This window comes from Paraburkholderia silviterrae (genome assembly GCF_004353915.1).
In the GTDB taxonomy this organism is placed as follows: domain Bacteria; phylum Pseudomonadota; class Gammaproteobacteria; order Burkholderiales; family Burkholderiaceae; genus Paraburkholderia; species Paraburkholderia silviterrae.
The window spans coordinates 96,363-112,714 of record NZ_SMRP01000013.1 but is presented as its reverse complement, the minus strand read 5'-3'; the positions used below and the strand labels follow the sequence as shown (position 1 = coordinate 112,714).

The window sequence follows — 16,352 nt, the reverse complement described above, 5'->3', positions numbered from 1 at the left end:
GAGCGGCTCCGGAGCGTCTGTCACCACGCGCCGTCACCCGGAGTGACTAAGGGCTCATCCTTCCGGCGGCGCTGCGCGCGCCGTGGGGCATAACCAAAACCATTGGAATGTACGCGTATTCGTAGGACTCCCACCTATTCATGCGGCAGAACTCCCCGCATTCTCAGGCGGCACGCCCGGTTTTCCTTGCAGACCCTTCCGCCCGCGCGTAGCGCGCGGCGGGAAGAATGAGCCCCTTGTCACTAAGGCGGAGTGTGCGAGGTGACGGATGCCCCGGAGCCGCTCCGATTGACAGGGCAGTGGGGGACCGCGTCACACTGGCGGTTTGAGCCGCTTTCTTTTGCCTACTTTTCTTTGCGGCTGCAAAGAAAAGTAGGTGCCGCCCCGCACAGGGGCAACGCTAATATACCTACATGAATACAAGGAAAGGCCAACGCCTGATACCTCAGGACTCAGGGATCAAGCGCCCCGCCACGCCAGGCGGCCGACGCTCTCGAGCCCGTCATCTTGATCACCACATCGCCTTGGGCGATCAACCGATCGCGATTGCGTGTCACAATCCGGCCGCTCTGCCGCGCCCTCACCACGACTTCGCTAGAAGGATCCCCCGGCCTCGCAACGATACGCGCAATCGTTTGACCTTGCGCCACCCGCTCCCCCAGCTCACAGCTATAAACGATCACGCCGGAAACCGGCGCAAAAATCGTCTCCATATTCGCGATCGGCACGGCCTCGCCTTCCCAGCCCGTGTGCTCAACACGCTCATCAACAACACCACGTGCACACAGAAATCGATAAATCCCATCCGCATCACGCTGCGCGAGCGCATCGCTCACATCTGACTGCCCACGCAACTCAATCGTCGCCGCAAGAAGCAGCCCAGCATGCGGCTCACGCCGCCCCTTCGCGACAATCGCGCCTTCAAACGCGCCGTCATCGTCCTCGCCCCAAACAATCGCGACTTCCGCACGCAATGCGGCAGCAAGATCGCGAGCCTCAGGCCAGAACCCCTCATGCACATAAAGGTAAGGCAACGCCTCCGAATCCGTATGCAAATCCAGCACGATCTGCGCCTCGCGCGCAAGCGCAAACAGCGCTTTCTGCCACGCGGCGAACGTGGTCGGTTCGCGCTCCATCGCAATCGACTCATGAAAATGCCGATTGAAGTTGCGGCTCGTCGCGTCATGAAAGCGCCCAAGCAAACGGCCATGGCGGAACTGCGCGAGCCCCAGCGGGTTCGCCTGCGGCACGACCGTGACCGTTCCGGCCAGACGCCCGCTCTCGTGCGCCTCGCGCAGGCGCGGCAACAACGTGTGCAGCACGTGCATGCCCGCGATCTCGTCAGCATGCAAGCCCGCCTGCAATTGAACGCTGGGGCCGTCGCCGCGCCCGGCGAGCCGCCACACGCGCAGCGGCAGCGCCGCACCGGAGTCGCCCACCACGCTCAAATCTAGCGTGTCATGCATCGACCGCCTCAAGGCTCGCGACAAACGAGGCAATCCGCTCGCAGGCATCGACAAGGCGCTTTTCATCCACCACGAAGCCAAAGCGCACGAAGCCCTGTGCGGTGTCGCCAAAGGCGCTCGCATCGAGCAACGAGACCTTGCGCGCGTGAAAGAGCTGCCACGTGAACGCGTGCGTATCGAGCCCCGTGCCGCGCACGTCCACCATCATGAACATGCCAGCTTCCGGCAACAAGCAGCGCAGCCCAGGCACGCGGCTCAGGCGCTCATACACGACGTCGCGGCGGCGCCGGTACACCTCGCGCATCGTGCTCACGATCTGCTCGCGCTGTTCGAGCCCCGCGAGCGCGCCCTCCTGGATAAAACCTGGCAGTCCGTACAGCATGCACAGCGCGAGCCGTTCCAGATGCTCGACGAGCGGCGCCGGCGCCACCGCCCAGCCCGCGCGCCAGCCCGGCATCGCATGCGACTTCGAGAAGCTACCCAGCGTGATGGTGCGCTCCGCCATGCCCTCGAGCGACGCGATGCTCACGTGCTCGCGCTCGAACACGAGGTCTGCGTAGACCTCGTCGGCGAGCACCCACAGGTCGTGCCGGTGCGCGAGCCGCGCAATGGCCTCCAGGTCGGCACGCGGCATGACCGCGCCCGTCGGGTTGCACGGCGTCGCGAAGAAGATCGCTTTGGTGCGCGGGGTGATCGCCGCTTCGAGCCTCGCGAGATCGAGGTGAAAGCCGCGTTCGGGATCGACCGGCACGCTCACGAGCGTCGCGCCCGAAGCGCGCACGCTGGCCTCGTAGGTCAGATACATCGGCTCGGGCACGATGACCTCGTCACCGGCCTCGCAGATGCACTGCGCCACGGCGTACAGGCCGTTCTGCGCCCCGGCGGTGACGATCACGTTGTCCATCGTGACCTCGCAGCCCGTCGCTCTCGCATGCTCGCGCGCGAGCGCCGCGCGCAGCGCCGGGCGGCCCGCCACCTCGCTATAGTGCGTGTCGCCGCCGCGCAAGGCGGCAACGGCACGCTCGACAATGGGCGCAGGCGTCGCGAAGTCCGGGTCGCCCACGCTCAGCATGATCACGTCTTCCCCTTCGGCCAGAGCACGCTGCGCCGCGTAGTGAATCTCCCATGCCGACGTGCGCTTGCCCTGCAGGCGCTCCACGAGTTTCGAAAATTTCATGCAGTCTCCTTGCGGCGGCCACTGCGCCGCACCTGATCGCACTTCAGCGTGCATCTAGCGTGCCGACCGAACCGGCACGCGACGTTCGAGATAACCGAAGCCCCGCTCGATCAGATACGCGAGCACGACGTAGATCACCGCGATCGCGAGCAAAGGCTCGTAGGTGCGCAGCGTTTGTGCGCGAATATAGTTAGCAGCGCCAAGCACGTCCATGACCGCCACCGTCGAGGCGAGCGCCGTCGACTTGAGCAGCATCACCGACTCGCCGGCGAGCGTCGGCAGCAGGATCTGGATGGCGCGTGGCAGCCAGACGCGGCGCACGATCAAGAGCGGCCGCATCCCCATCGCGCGCGCGGCTTCGAGCTCGCCCTTGGGCACGCCGCGCAGCCCCGCGCGGATCACCTCGCCCACATAGGCGCCCACGCTCACCACCAGCGCGAGCGCGACATACCAGAAGCCATCGCGCAGGAACGGCCATAGCACGCTCGTGCGCAGCCACGGCCACTGCGCGAAGAGCGAGCCCACGCCGTAGTAGAGGATGTAAATCTGCACGAGCAGCGGCGTGCCGCGTATGAGCGCGGTGAAGCCTTTGCTAGCATTCGCAATGAGCGGATTGCGCGAGATCCGCGCAAACGCGACGATCACGGCGAACGCAAAGCCCGCGATGCCCGAGACCAGCAGCAGCTTGAGCGTGGTCACGAGACCGAGCAGCAGCATGTTTCCGTACGACGGTATTACAGTCCAGTCCATCACAGTCACCTGCGAGAGTCAGGCCGGCCGCCGGCCGGCCACGGTTTCATCAAGCTTGCGGCATCCAGCGGCCGAAGCGGCGCTCGATCTCCCGGAAGAACGCTCCCGAAACGGTCGTGATCACGAAGTAGACCGCCGCCACCATCAAGTAGTAGTGCAGATATTCGCGCGTCGATCCGGCCGCCTGCTTGGCCGTATACAGCAGCTCGGAGTACCCCACCACGCTGATCAGCGCGCTGTCCTTGACGAGAATGAGCCACAGGTTCGCGAAGCCCGCGAGGGCATAAGGCGCCATCGCGGGCAGGATCACGCGCCGGAACACGAGCACGGGCCGTGCGCCGAATGCGCGCCCCGCCTCGATCTGCCCGTACGGAATCGCAAGCACCGCACCGCGAATGATCTCGGCCGCGTAGGCGCCCTGCACGATGCCGAGCACCGTCACCGCCGCGGCAAAGCCGTTGACGCTCACGTCGCCCACGCCGATGGCGCGCATCAGCAGGTTCACCGCGTCCGTGCCCGCGTAGTACAGCAGCAGGATCAGCAGCAGCTCGGGCACCGCGCGGCACACCGTCGTGTAGGCGTTGGCGATGCGCTCGAGCGTGCGCACGCCCGAGAGCTTGGCCGCCGCGCCCGCCAGCCCAAGCAGGAGGCCCACGGCAAAGGCCCCGAACGAGATTTCGAGCGTGACGAGCGCACCCTGCAGCAGGGCGGCGGTCCAGCCGTCCGGGTCGATGCCGAGATACGCCACCCAGGTCCACGTGTTCATGCTATTCCCCCGTTAGGCTTCGCGCGCGCCGTGCTCAATGCGGCCAGAGGTCGATCGTGAAGTACTTCTTCGCGATGGCGTCGTATTTGCCCGAGTCGTGGAGCTGCACGAGCGCCGTGTCGATGCGCTGCTTGAGCGCCACATCGCTCTTGCGCACGCCGGCGCCGATGCCGCTGCCGTAAATCGCCGGGTCCATCTTCACGCTGCCCGGGCCTTTCATTTCGACCGAAGCGCCGTCCTTCGTCTTGAGGAAGTCGATCACGCCGAGCTTGTCGAGGAACATCACGTCGATACGGCCCGCGACGAGATCGGCATTGCAGTCGTCCTGAGTGTTATAGAGGCGCACCGTCGAAGTCTTGCCATAGGCGGCCTTGATGAACTCGGCGTTGCCGGTGGAGCCCTGCACGCCGATCACCTTGCCCGCGAGGCCCGCAGGCGTGAGCGTCAACGGCACGTCCTTCGGTCCGACGAAGACGCCCGGCGTTTCATAGTACGGCCGCGAGAACGCGATGACTTTCTCGCGCTCGGGCGTGATCGACATGGAGTTGAAGATCACGTCGATCTTGTCGCTTTGCAGCGCCGGAATGATGCCGTCCCACGACACCTCCTTGATCTGGCATTGGGCCTTCATCTGGTCGCAAAGCGCGCGGATCAGGTCGGCCTCGAAGCCGCTCCACTGCCCCGTGGGCGTCTTCATGGTAAACGGCGGATACGGCTCGGCGGCCACGCCAAAGCGCAGCGTATCCGATGCGGCCGTGGCACTGCCAGGCACGCTCAACATCGTCAGGGCAGCCGTTGCAACCACAGCCAGGGCGCGAATCATTTTCTTCATGGTGGAGTACCTTTTCGATCAACGGGTTGGACGCTACACATGCTCGAGTGCGCCGGCTACCGCGTCTCGCGGCGCCGGGCGCACGACATTTAACGGCGCTGCTGATGCGCGGTGACGAACTGCCGGCACCGCTCGCTTAGCGGCGCGCCGAACACCTGCTCCGGCGTGCCGCTTTCCTCGATGCGCCCCTGGTGCAGGAACACGACCTTGCTCGAGACGTCACGCGCGAAATCCATTTCGTGCGTGACGAGCAGCATGGTGCGGCCTTCGCACGCCAGATCGCGGATCACCTTGAGCACTTCCCCCACGCGCTCGGGGTCGAGTGCCGAGGTGGGCTCGTCGAACAGCATGACCTTCGGGCGCATGGCGAGCGCGCGCGCAATCGCCACGCGCTGCTGCTGGCCACCGGAAAGGAACGCGGGATAGACATGACGCTTGTCGGCGAGACCGACGCGTTCGAGCAGTTGCTCGGCGCGGGCAATGGCTTCGGCGCGCGGCTCGCGCAGCACATGCACCGGCATTTCGATGATGTTTTCGAGCACCGTGCGGTGCGGCCACAAGTTGAAGCTCTGAAAGACCATGCCGAGCCGGGTGCGGATGCGCTCGACCTGGCGCGCATCGCGCGCAATCGTGCGGCCCTTGCGGTCAGTGCCGAGGCTGATCTCCTCGCCGTCCACGACGATCCTGCCGCTCGTGGGCATTTCCAGCAGGTTGATGCAGCGAAGCAGCGTGCTCTTGCCCGAGCCGCTCGCGCCGATCAGCGAGATCACCTCGCCTTCGTTCGCGCCCAGCGATACGCCCTTGAGCACCTCCAGATCGCCGAAGGACTTGTGCAGGTTCTCCACGCACACACGTTGCGCGCCCCCTTCCCGCTGTGCATCGGGTTGATGCGCGGTGTCGTTTGCCACGGCCAGCATGTTGTCTCCAGTGCCACCTGCTGAAGCGATACGGAGCATCGTCCGCAGTGGCTTGTTGAATGGTCAACCAACCTTCATGGGTTCACGAGTATATGTTCTGTTGAACATTGGTTCAACTCGTTTCAATAAACTTTTTGAGCCGCGAAGTGCCTCCGGCTCTGGGGTCGTAGCACTGCAATTGAACAGATTTCCGACAGTCGCATATAATCGGCGGGGTAACCATAGTGAAAGGTGAACTGTGCCAAAAACCACTCGCAAAGAACCCGTGCCCACACGAGGGCGCGGGGTGCGCGAAACGCCTGAGGTACGCCAGCAATCCATCATCGAGGCGACGATGCGCTGCATCGCCCGCTACAGTTATTCGGATACGACGATCGATCGCATCTGTGCCGAGGCCAAGGTCTCGCGCGGGCTCATCAACCATCATTTCCAGTCGAAAGACGAGCTGATGGTGCAGACCTACAAGCGCCTTGCCGCCGACCTGCAGGAAGTCTCGCGCGCGGCCGCCGCGAAAGCGTCGGGTCCCGAAGCGAAGCTCGACGCGATCATCAGGGTGTGCTTCGCGGCGCCCGTGTTCGCGCCGAAGAACGTGAAGGTCTGGCTGGGCTTCTGGAGCGTCGCGCATAGCGACCCGGTGATCCGCAAGGCGCACAAGGAGCTTTATGCCGGCTACCGGCAGGCGCTCAAGAAGCTGTTCGACCAGATTGGCGAAGGCCGCGGCGTGGAGGTCGAGAGCGACCTCGCGGCGCTGACGCTGACCGCATTGATCGACGGCTTCTGGCTGGAGCTCGCGCGCGACCCGAGCTCGTTTACGGCCGAGGACGCGCTGCACAGTTGTCTGGGCGTCGTCGAGAACTTCGTGACGGCGCGGGCCATGCGCACGCGCGCCTGAGCGCGCCACGGTTCGCTCTGGCTCATCAGCGAAAAAGCCGCCGCCTTGTCAAAAAAGGCGGCGGCTTTTTTTCGTTGTAGTGCACTGCTGGCGCTATTTCATGCCACGCAGATTTCGATGAGCGCCGGGGCATCCTGCCCGGCCGCGCGTTGCAGCGCTTCGCCCAGCGCCTCGCCTTCGGCCACGCGCTGGGCCTGCCAGCCATACGCCTGCGCGAGCGCGACGAAGTCCGGCGTGTGCAGATCGACGCCGATCGGCTCGACTCCACGTTGCACCATCGCGTTCTTGATCTCGCCATAGCCGCGGTTGTTCAGCAACAGCACGATCACACGTGCGCCATGCTGGACCGCCGTGCCGAGCTCGCCCAGCGTGTACTGCAGGCCACCGTCCCCCGCGAGGCACACGACCGGCCGTGCCGGGTCGGCGAGACTCGCGCCGATCGCCGCCGGCAGCCCGTAGCCGAGCGAGCCGAAGCCCACGGACGCGTTGAACCAGCTGCGCGGCCGCGGCGCCGCGTAACCGATGTTGCCCGAGTAGACCATGCGCGTGGAGTCGCCCACGATGCACGCGTGCGGCAGCGCCTCACGCACGCTATCGAGCAAGGCGAGATCGCGCTGCGTTTGCGCGTCGGCTTCGAGCCGGGCGGCGTCGCGGCACACGGCCGCGCGCGTGGCGCCGGGCGACCCCGCCCCCTCCGCGCGTGCCCCCGGCTCGCCCCACGAGCGGCGCAGCGCCGCGAGCGTCTCGCCCACGTCGCCAAGGAGCGGCAAGTCGGGCGGCGCGTTGCGAAAGAGCTGCTGCGCGTCGATGTCGACACGCGCGAGCGTGCGCGGCGCGACGAAGCTGCCGTCCGCGTAGAGATCGTAGTCGGTGGGCCCGAGCTCGGTGCCAAGCGCGATCACGAGATCGCTCTCGCGCATCAGCGCGCGCACGGCCGCGCTAGACGCCGACCAGGAGATCGCGAGCGGATGCGTGGGCGCGAGCATGCCACGCCCGTTGATGGTCATGACCACCGGCGCATCGAGCGTTTGCGCGAGCCAGCGCACCTCGTCGGCCGCGCCAAGCGCCCCGCCGCCCGCGAGTATCAGCGGCGCCTTCGCGCGTTGCGCGGCCTCGCGCAGTGCGTTCAGCGCAGGCGCGGCTGCGGGGCCGACCTGCACGCGCCGGGGCGCAGGCGGCGGCGACGGCAACGCGCCAGCGGGTGCGTTGATGACGTCGAGCGGCAGCTCGATATGCACGGGGCGCGGGCGCTCGCCCGAAAACACGGCGAAGGCGCGTGCGATGACCTGCGGCAGCTCTTCGGCGCGCGTGACAGTGTGGCTGAACGCGGCGACGCTGCCGGCGAACTGGCGCTGGTCGGGCAGCTCGTGCAGGTGGCCGTTGCCCGAGCCCATCTGCCCGAGCGCGTTGACGCTCGAAATCACGAGCATCGGAATGGAGTCCGCGCTGGCCTGGGCCATCGCCGTCGCGATGTTCGTGACGCCTGGCCCGGTGATCACGAAGCACACGCCGGGGCGCCCCGTGGCACGCGCATAGCCGTCGGCCATGAAGCCGAGCCCCTGCTCGTGACGCGCCGTGATGTGGCGCATGCCGCTGCGCTCGAGGCCGCGGTACAGGTCGATGGTATGCACGCCGGGAATGCCGAAAACGGTATCCACGCCATAGGCCGCAAGCAACTCGACGAGGTACATGCCGACTGTTTTCATAGTCTGTCTTGAATGAATCGGTGGAGGGGTTGGGAACCGGCAAGCCGGTTTGTCATGAAGCGAGGCCTGGCAGCAATTCGCGTATGCCTTGCGCAAGCATCTGGAAAGCGATGGCGGTCAGCACGATACCCGAAAGCCGCTCGACGATGGTCCTGCCAATCTCGCTCAAGCGCTTGCACCACGAGCCCGAGCACAGGTACGTGATGGCGATCACGCCCGCGTGCAGCACGCACGCGGCGCTCACGATGCACAGATCGCCGATCGTATGAAAGCGCGAGGCCGTCGTGATGACGAGCGAGATCACCGCGCTGCCGATCGAAAGCGGGAAAATCAGCGGCACCGCGATGTAGCCGCGCCACTGCGCATGCTCGAGCCGGCCCGTGCCGCCGCGCCGCTCGTCCTTGTCCGCGTGCGTGCCGCGCATCATGGGAATCGACCACAGGCACAGCACTAGACCGCCCGTGAGCGTCAAGGCGCCGAGCGTGAGGCCCAGCATGCGCAGCAGAAACTGGCCGCCCCATACCGAGGCGACCATCAGCGCCGCGATCCACACGAACAGGCGCAGCGCGATCTGCCGCTGCGTCGCGTCGGGGAAATGGCCCGTGACCGCCGCATACATCGGCATCGCAACGGGTGGGCAAAACAAGGTGAGCAGGCCCGTGAGGAACAGCAGTACGTCGCTGGACGTCATGGTGGATTCGATCGGTTGTGTCGTGCGATTGGAGAAGAGCCTTGTGCGAGAGCCGCGCTTGCGCGCATCAGGCCGGCGCGTTCGCCCACTCGGGGACGGCCGTGAACAGGTCCCCCACGAGGCCGTAGTCAGCCACGCTGAAGATCGGCGCTTCTTCGTCCTTGTTGATCGCCACGATCACCTTCGAGTCCTTCATGCCCGCCAAGTGCTGGATCGCGCCCGAGATGCCCACCGCGATATAGAGCTGCGGCGCGACGATCTTGCCGGTTTGACCCACCTGGTAATCGTTGGGGACGTAGCCCGCATCCACTGCTGCGCGCGAGGCGCCGAGTGCGGCGTTGAGCTTGTCGGCGAGCGGCTCGAGAACCATTGTGTAGTTCTCGCCGCTGCCGAGACCCCGGCCGCCCGAGACGATGATCTTCGCGCTCGTGAGTTCCGGACGGTCGAGCTTCGTGACTTCACGGCTCAGGAATTGCGAGAGGCCACTGTCTGCTGCGGCTTCGAGCTTTTCTACCGCTGCGCGGCCGCCTTCGGCTGCTACGGCATCGAATGCAGTCGTGCGCACCGTGATGACCTTGATGGGATCTTGCGACTGCACCGTAGCAATGGCATTGCCCGCATAGATCGGACGCTCGAACGTGTCCGGCGAATCCACTGCTGTGATGTCGCTAATCTGCGCAACATCCAGCTTCGCGGCGATACGCGGCGTGACGTTCTTACCCGCAGCCGTCGACGGCGCGAGGATATGCGAGTAGTTCCTTGCGATGCTCAGGACAGTGGCTTCGACGTTCTCGGCGAGGCCCTGCTCCAGTTGCGGCGCGTCGGCCAGCAGCACCTTCGAAACGCCAGCGATCTTTGCCGCTGCATCGGCGGCAGCCTGGGCGTTGTGGCCTGCGATCAGCACGTGCACATCGCCGCCGATCTTCTGTGCGGCAGCCACGGTGTTCAGCGTCGCAGCCTTGATGGTTGCGTTGTCGTGTTCAGCCAATACCAGATTCACCAGATTCGTCATTTTGTTCTGCTCCCCTCACAGTACCTTTGCTTCCGTCTTCAGCTTCTCGACCAGCGTCTTCACGTCGGCGACCTTCACACCCGCGCTACGCTTGGGCGGCTCGGCAACCTTCAGGGTCTTCAGGCGCGGCGTGACATCGACACCGAGGTCTTCGGGCTTGACCGTTTCCAGCGGCTTCTTCTTCGCCTTCATGATGTTCGGCAGCGTGACGTAGCGCGGCTCGTTCAAACGAAGGTCGGTGGTCACCACAGCGGGCAATTGCAGGGAAAGCGTCTCCGCGCCGCCATCGACCTCACGCGCAACCGTGGCTTTGCCATCGGCGACGGTGATCTTCGAAGCGAACGTTGCCTGCGGCAGACCCGCCAAAGCGGCGAGCATCTGGCCGGTCTGGTTCGAATCGTCGTCGATAGCCTGCTTGCCGAGAATGATCAGCTGCGGCTGCTCTTTATCGACGAGCGCCTTCAAAAGCTTCGCCACCGCGAGCGGCTGCAAATCCTCATTCGACTCGACGAGGATCGCGCGGTCCGCGCCGATCGCCAGCGCCGTGCGCAGCGTTTCCTGCGCTTGCGCCACACCGGCGGACACGGCGATGACTTCCGTCGCCACGCCCGCTTCCCTCAAGCGCACCGCCTCTTCCACGGCGATTTCGTCGAACGGGTTCATCGACATCTTCACGTTGGCGATATCCACACCCGTGCCATCCGACTTCACACGCACCTTGACGTTGTAATCGACCACCCGTTTCACACCCACCAGGATCTTCACACTCATCGCACTCTCACATTCAGATTAATTAGTCCTGCTCCCCAAGCTGCTCGGCAAGCACTCGCGGGCGCATCTCCGAGTCGAAGTCATCGAGCGTCGGGAACGCGAGCGGCTGCAACTGGTCGAGCTTCGCGAGGGTGTCGGCGTAGCGCTCGAGCATGGCCACCCGCTCTTCGTTGGCGATATACGGCACGTGATACGCAACGAACGACGGCAGCACCTCGAACCCGGCATAGCCGAGCGTGCCGCGCAACATATGGCGCAGCATGAGGTCCATCTCGCCGTGCACCGCGTCGGGCCCGAACATGAAATCGCGTCCGCCGCACGTGTAGGCGAGCATCGCGCGCTTGCCGCGCATACCGCCGCGGTCGTAAAAGCGCAGGCCGCCATACACCTTGCCCGAGACCATCACGCGATCGATCCAGCCTTTCATGATGGCGGGCACCGAGCACCAGAACAGCGGGAAGCTGAAGATCACCAGATCGCAGGCCAGCAGCTTTTCCAGCTCCGCCGCAATGTCGGGAGCAATCGCCTGGGCGGCCACGTTTTCGCGCTGCTCCAGTGCGTAGACAAGGTAATCCGCATTGCGCCGCATGCCGAAGTCCGCCTCGCTCGCCACCGGATTCCAGTTCATGGCGTAGAGGTCCGACACCATCACCTCGTGCCCCTGCGCTTCTAGCGTGCGCACGGCGCAATGCTGCATCGAGGTGGTGAACGACTGCGGTTCGGGATGGGCGTGAACGATCAATACCTTCATGTTGGTTGTTTCTCCAGTGCGGCAGTAATTAGGGCCGTGCGCCAGCGCGCGAGCGACACGGCAATCGCGGCGCAGGTGCCGACGAGCATCAGGGTGGACACGGCGGCGATCGCCGGCTCGACGTTCTCGCGCATGCCGTCTCACATGCGGCGCGGCAGCTTGACGGTGCCGCGCCGGCGCCTCAGCCGGCGCCCATTTCCGCACGCGCATGACCTGCTTCCACTCTTCGTCTCCTGAACGTCTTTTCCGATTTGGGTTGAACGTTCATTTAACAGAACTTATACTATGCCGTAATGGAGGCCGCAAGTAGAGCGGACCCTTGCCCCGCCGCGGGTCTGCCCAATCAATTCACGACCGTGCGCAACCCGCTTGCATGAGACACAGGAGACTGGCGAAAACCATGATTACAGAAGAGATCCGTATCGATTCGCGCAACGGTGTGCTCACCCTGCGCATCGACCGGCCGGCGGCGCGCAATGCGCTCGCGCGCCCCCATCTGGACCGGCTGCGCGAGCTGCTCGAAGGCTACGCGCAGGACCCCTCGGTGCGCTGTCTCGTGATCACCGGCACCGGCAAGGCGTTCTGCGCCGGCGCCGACGTCGAAGAATGGGCGCAGGCCGAAGCCGATGGCGAGCTCGACACCTATGGCTGGACCGACAAGGCCCATGCCTTCGTGCAGTTGCTCGCGGCGTTTCCGCGCCCCACGGTGGCGGCGCTCAACGGCTCGGTGGTCGGCGCGGGCACCGACATTGGCTTCGCGTGCGACTTCCGCATTGCCGCTGCCAGCGCGTCGCTGCGCTGCGGCTACACGGGCATGGGCTACAGCCCCGACATGGGCGGCAGCTGGTTCCTCCCGCGTCTCGCGCGGCCCGACGTCGCGCGCCGCTTCGTATTCCTGAACGAACGCTGGAGCGCGGCGCAAGCGCTTGCGGCAGGCCTCGTCTCCGAAGTGGTCGACGACGCTGCGTTCGAGTCGCACGTCGCAACCTTCGCCGCGCAGCTCGCGGCCGGTCCGAGCGTGGCGCTCGGCCATACCAAGGCCCTCTTCGCGCGCTCGCTGTCCAGCACGCTTGCCGAGCAGCTTCAGGCCGAGCTCGCCGCCGGTCTCGCATGCGGCCACAGCGAAGACGGCCAGGAAGCCCTTCGCGCGTCGAAAGAGCGGCGCGCCCCACAATTCGCAGGGAGATAACGCGTGGAATTCTCATTGACCCATGAACAGGAAATGCTGGTTTCGTCGGTGCGCACCTTCGTGGAAAAGGAGCTGCAGCCGCACGAGTTCGCCGTGGACCGCGCCGACGAGGTGTCGCCCGCGCTCGCCGCCTCGATCCGCAAGAAGTCCATCGAGCTCGGCCTCTACGCGTTCAACATGCCGGAGAGCGCCGGCGGCGCGGGGCTCGACTATCTGAGCCAGGCGCTCGTCGAGCGCGAGCTCGGGCGCACGAGCTGGGCGCTGCACGTGTTCGTCGCGCGGCCGAGCAAGATCCTGATGGCCTGCAAGGGCGACCAGATCGAGCGCTACCTGAAGCCGACCGTGCGCGGCGAGCGCGTGGACTGCTTCGCTCTCACCGAACCGGGCGCGGGCTCCGATGCCATGGGCATCCGCACGCGCGCGGTGCGCGACGGCGACCACTACGTGATCAACGGCAGCAAGCACTTCATCAGTCATGCGGACACGGCCGACTACGTGATCCTGTTCGCCGTGACGGGCGAGGAGGAATCGCGCGGCCGCATGCGCAAGCGCGTGACCTGCTTCCTGATCGACAAGGACACGCCGGGCATGACGGTGCGGCGCGGCCCGCACTGCACGAGCCTGCGTGGCTATCATCAGTCGGAGATTTTTCTTTCCGACTGCCGCGTGCCCGTCTCGCAGATCCTCGGCGAGGAGCATCATGGCTTCGACCTGGCCAGCGAATGGCTGACTGCCGGGCGGGTGATGGTGGCGGCCAACAATATCGGGCGTGCGCAGCGCGCGTTCGAAATGGCGGCCGAATGGGCGGCTACGCGCCAGCAGTTCGGCAAGCGCATCGGCGACTTTCAGGGCACGTCGTTCAAGCTCGCCGACATGGCAACGGAGATTCGCGCGGCGGAGCTCGTCACCTTCTACACCGCCGACAAGCTCGACAAGGGCACCATGACCGACGGCGACGCCGCGCTCGCCAAGCTCCTTGCGACTGAAACGCTCGGCCGCGTCACCGATCACGCGGTGCAGATCTACGGCGGCATGGGCCTCATGGACGAACTGCCCATTGAGCGCTTCTGGCGCGACGCCCGCATCGAGCGCATCTGGGAAGGCACCTCGGAGATCCAGCGTCATATTCTCTCGAAGGAAATCATGCGGCAATATAGCTAGCGGACGACCCGGGCGGGCGCGCGACGGCCCGCCCGCACCTGAATGCGCTCACGCGCCTGAACGTCACCCTTCGGTTTCCAATCGGCTTTCAATCGACATACCCGCCATGGCCCATACCCGTGCCACCGAGCGCGGCGACAGCGCGTTCGCCGCCAACCTGCATCGACTTCTCAATCCTGCCAGCATTGCATTCATTGGCGGACGCAGCATTGCAGCCGCGCTGCAGCGCTCGCGCGCCTTCGGCTTCCAGGGCGACATCTGGCTCGTCAACCCCACGCACGCGGAGATCGACGGCGAGCGCTGCTACGCGCGCGTCGAAGATCTGCCGCGCGCGCCGGACGCAACCTTCATCGCGGTGCCATCGGCGGCGGCGGTGGGCGTCGTGCGCGAGCTCGCGGCGCGCGGCGCGGGCGGCGCGGTGGTCTACGCGTCGGGCTTTTCGGAAACCGGCGCCGAGGGCGCCGCGCTCCAGGCGAGCCTGCTGGAAGCGGGCGGCGACATGGCGCTGCTCGGCCCGAATTGCTACGGATTACTGAATGGACTGGACGGCAGCGCGCTATGGCCCGTGGCGCACGGCGCGGCGCGCGTCGAGCGCGGCGTCGCCGTGATCACGCAAAGCGGCAACCTTGCCTACAACCTCTCGATGAGCGCGCGCGGCCTGCCCTTCGCATATCTCGTGAGCGTGGGCAATCAGGCGCAGGTGGATGTGGCGCGCCTCGTCGACGCATTCGTGGACGACGAGCGCGTGCGCGCAATCGGCGTGCACCTCGAGGGCCTCAAGAACGTGAGCGCGTTTAGCGAGGCCGCCACGCGCGCGCTCGCGCGCGGCGTGCCCATTGTCGCGCTCAAGAGCGGCGTCTCGGAGCTGGGCGCGCAGCTCGCGTTGAGCCACACCAGCTCGCTCGCGGGCTCCGATTCGCTCTACGACGCCCTCTTCAAGCGGCTTGGCGTGATCCGCGCGCGCGATCCGGTCGAGCTCGTGGAAACACTCAAGCTGCTCTCGATCGCGGGCATCCCCAAAAGCAGCACGCTCGCGGCGCTCGCGACCTCGGGCGGCGACGCGGGTCTCGTCGCCGATCTCGCCGAAGCGCAGGGCATTGCGTTCCCCGCCGTGAGCGCGCACGGCCGCGCGACGCTCGAAGCCGTGCTGCCGGCCTACGCGAACATCGCCAACCCGCTCGACTTCACGACCACGCCCTGGGGCCGCCCCGACGCCATGCGCGCCTGTTGCGACGCGCTGCTAGGCGAGCGCCCTGGCGCAGCCGCGATGATCCTCGACTACCCCAAGGCAGACACCGGCGAGCGCCCGCAATGCGACATCGCTGCTGACGCCTTCGCGGCCAGTGCCCGCGCCAACGACGTGCCCGCCGCGCTGATCTCTGTGTTTCCCGAGCTGACGCCGCCCGAGCACGCCTTGCGCATGGCCGCCGCCGGTGTTGCACCGCTGCAGGGCCTGCGCGAAGGCATCGCGGCGATTGGCGCGGCGATGTGGTATGGCAAGACGCGTGCGGCGCGGCTGGCGGAAGACCGCCTTTCCACCCTGCCCGTGCTGCGCGTGCCCGATGCATCGCCCAATGATGGCGGTGGCCGTTTGCTGGATGAATGGGAGAGCAAGCGCAGGCTTGCCGAGTATGGTCTCGATGTGCCTGCCGCCGTTTGCGTGAGTCCGGCCGAGGCTCCCGCCGCCGCCGCGAAGCTCGGGTTTCCGGTTTGTGTGAAGGTGGTGAGTGAGCATCTGCCGCATAAGACCGAAGCGGGCGCGGTGGCGCTGCGGCTCGAGTCGCCTGAGGCTGTTGCTGGCGCTGTCACGCGCATGACTGAGAGCGTGGCGCGCTATGCGCCGGAAGTTGCGGTCGAGCGCATTCTCGTTGAGCGTATGGCTAGCCCGCCGTTGATGGAGCTGATTGTGGGCATCAAGCGCGACGCTGGCTTTGGGCTCGCGCTCGTGCTCGGTAGCGGCGGCGTGCTGGTTGAGCTGATTCGTGATACGGCCACGCTGTTGTTGCCCGCGAGTGAACAGGATGTGCGCGCGGCGCTGCTTGGGCTTAAGCTTGGGCCGCTGCTTATGGGGTATCGTGGCGGCGCGCCTGCTGATCTTGATGCGCTCGTGCGCAATGTCATGGCGATTGCGATGTTCGCGCAGGAGCATGCTGAGGTGTTGATTGAGCTTGATGTTAATCCGCTGTTGGTGGATAAGGACGGCGCGGTGGCCGTCGATGCGCTTGTGCGGTTCGTTAGCTGACGAAAACAGCTTTTTGGTTTTCGGGTGTT

16 protein-coding genes are annotated in these 16,352 nt (G+C 65.8%); 4 read left to right on the top strand and 12 right to left on the bottom strand.

All coding sequences use genetic code 11. The features are described 5' to 3' along the window. Positions 1-452: 452 nt before the first annotated feature. The 6 genes from EYW47_RS23935 to EYW47_RS23910 all read right to left on the bottom strand — a co-directional run bounded on the left by EYW47_RS23935 (position 453) and on the right by EYW47_RS23910 (position 5,908). The gene (locus tag EYW47_RS23935) at positions 453-1,466 is read right to left on the bottom strand and encodes a succinylglutamate desuccinylase/aspartoacylase domain-containing protein (RefSeq protein WP_133197316.1); all 1,014 of its coding nucleotides are present in this window, start codon (positions 1,464-1,466) and stop codon (positions 453-455) included. Beyond that, positions 1,459-2,643, bottom strand: coding sequence for a pyridoxal phosphate-dependent aminotransferase (locus EYW47_RS23930; protein WP_133197314.1), 1,185 nt, complete (start codon positions 2,641-2,643; stop codon positions 1,459-1,461). The genes EYW47_RS23935 and EYW47_RS23930 overlap by 8 nt, the downstream gene beginning before the upstream one ends. A 54-nt stretch (positions 2,644-2,697) precedes the next feature. Continuing rightward, positions 2,698-3,393 (bottom strand): ABC transporter permease, encoded by a 696-nt coding sequence (locus EYW47_RS23925; protein ID WP_133197313.1) that lies wholly within the window; start codon positions 3,391-3,393, stop codon positions 2,698-2,700. A gap of 49 nt (positions 3,394-3,442) precedes the next feature. Beyond that, positions 3,443-4,159 (bottom strand): ABC transporter permease, encoded by a 717-nt coding sequence (locus EYW47_RS23920; RefSeq protein WP_133197312.1) that lies wholly within the window; start codon positions 4,157-4,159, stop codon positions 3,443-3,445. A 34-nt stretch (positions 4,160-4,193) separates the two neighbouring features. Next, a complete protein-coding gene (locus EYW47_RS23915) occupies positions 4,194-4,991 on the bottom strand; it encodes a transporter substrate-binding domain-containing protein (RefSeq protein ID WP_133197311.1) in 798 nt (265 codons plus the stop codon). Between the two features lie 89 nt (positions 4,992-5,080). After that, a complete protein-coding gene (locus EYW47_RS23910; RefSeq protein ID WP_133197310.1) occupies positions 5,081-5,908 on the bottom strand; it encodes an ABC transporter ATP-binding protein in 828 nt (275 codons plus the stop codon). Positions 5,909-6,194: 286 nt separating this feature from the next. Between EYW47_RS23910 and EYW47_RS23905 the strand changes: the two genes are divergently transcribed. Continuing rightward, the gene (locus EYW47_RS23905; RefSeq protein ID WP_240763885.1) at positions 6,195-6,800 is read left to right on the top strand and encodes a TetR family transcriptional regulator C-terminal domain-containing protein; all 606 of its coding nucleotides are present in this window, start codon (positions 6,195-6,197) and stop codon (positions 6,798-6,800) included. A 98-nt stretch (positions 6,801-6,898) separates the two neighbouring features. On the opposite strand, the gene EYW47_RS23900 is transcribed toward EYW47_RS23905, so the two are convergent. The 6 genes from EYW47_RS23900 to EYW47_RS23875 all read right to left on the bottom strand — a co-directional run bounded on the left by EYW47_RS23900 (position 6,899) and on the right by EYW47_RS23875 (position 11,865). Further along, entirely contained in the window at positions 6,899-8,506 is a 1,608-nt protein-coding gene (locus tag EYW47_RS23900) for a 5-guanidino-2-oxopentanoate decarboxylase (RefSeq protein WP_133197309.1), read from the bottom strand. A gap of 52 nt (positions 8,507-8,558) precedes the next feature. Continuing rightward, positions 8,559-9,197, bottom strand: coding sequence for a MarC family protein (locus EYW47_RS23895; protein ID WP_133197308.1), 639 nt, complete (start codon positions 9,195-9,197; stop codon positions 8,559-8,561). 67 nt (positions 9,198-9,264) lie between these two features. Then, positions 9,265-10,200, bottom strand: coding sequence for an electron transfer flavoprotein subunit alpha/FixB family protein (locus tag EYW47_RS23890; protein ID WP_133197402.1), 936 nt, complete (start codon positions 10,198-10,200; stop codon positions 9,265-9,267). Positions 10,201-10,224: 24 nt separating this feature from the next. Further along, on the bottom strand, positions 10,225-10,974 hold the full coding sequence (locus tag EYW47_RS23885; RefSeq protein WP_133197401.1) for an electron transfer flavoprotein subunit beta/FixA family protein: 750 nt from the start codon (positions 10,972-10,974) through the stop codon (positions 10,225-10,227). 28 nt (positions 10,975-11,002) lie between these two features. Next, the gene (locus EYW47_RS23880) at positions 11,003-11,731 is read right to left on the bottom strand and encodes an NAD(P)H-dependent oxidoreductase (RefSeq protein ID WP_133197307.1); all 729 of its coding nucleotides are present in this window, start codon (positions 11,729-11,731) and stop codon (positions 11,003-11,005) included. After that, positions 11,728-11,865, bottom strand: a complete 138-nt coding sequence (locus tag EYW47_RS23875) for a hypothetical protein (protein WP_240763884.1) — start codon at positions 11,863-11,865, stop codon at positions 11,728-11,730. The genes EYW47_RS23880 and EYW47_RS23875 overlap by 4 nt, the downstream gene beginning before the upstream one ends. 266 nt (positions 11,866-12,131) lie before the next feature. On the opposite strand from EYW47_RS23875, the gene EYW47_RS23870 reads away from it, so the two are divergent. The 3 genes from EYW47_RS23870 to EYW47_RS23860 all read left to right on the top strand — a co-directional run bounded on the left by EYW47_RS23870 (position 12,132) and on the right by EYW47_RS23860 (position 16,323). Further along, positions 12,132-12,920: an enoyl-CoA hydratase/isomerase family protein gene (locus tag EYW47_RS23870; protein ID WP_133197306.1), complete on the top strand. Its 789-nt coding sequence runs from the start codon at positions 12,132-12,134 to the stop codon at positions 12,918-12,920. A gap of 3 nt (positions 12,921-12,923) precedes the next feature. After that, on the top strand, positions 12,924-14,081 hold the full coding sequence (locus EYW47_RS23865) for an acyl-CoA dehydrogenase family protein (protein WP_133197305.1): 1,158 nt from the start codon (positions 12,924-12,926) through the stop codon (positions 14,079-14,081). 106 nt (positions 14,082-14,187) lie between these two features. Next, entirely contained in the window at positions 14,188-16,323 is a 2,136-nt protein-coding gene (locus EYW47_RS23860; protein ID WP_133197304.1) for an acetate--CoA ligase family protein, read from the top strand. Positions 16,324-16,352: the final 29 nt, after the last annotated feature.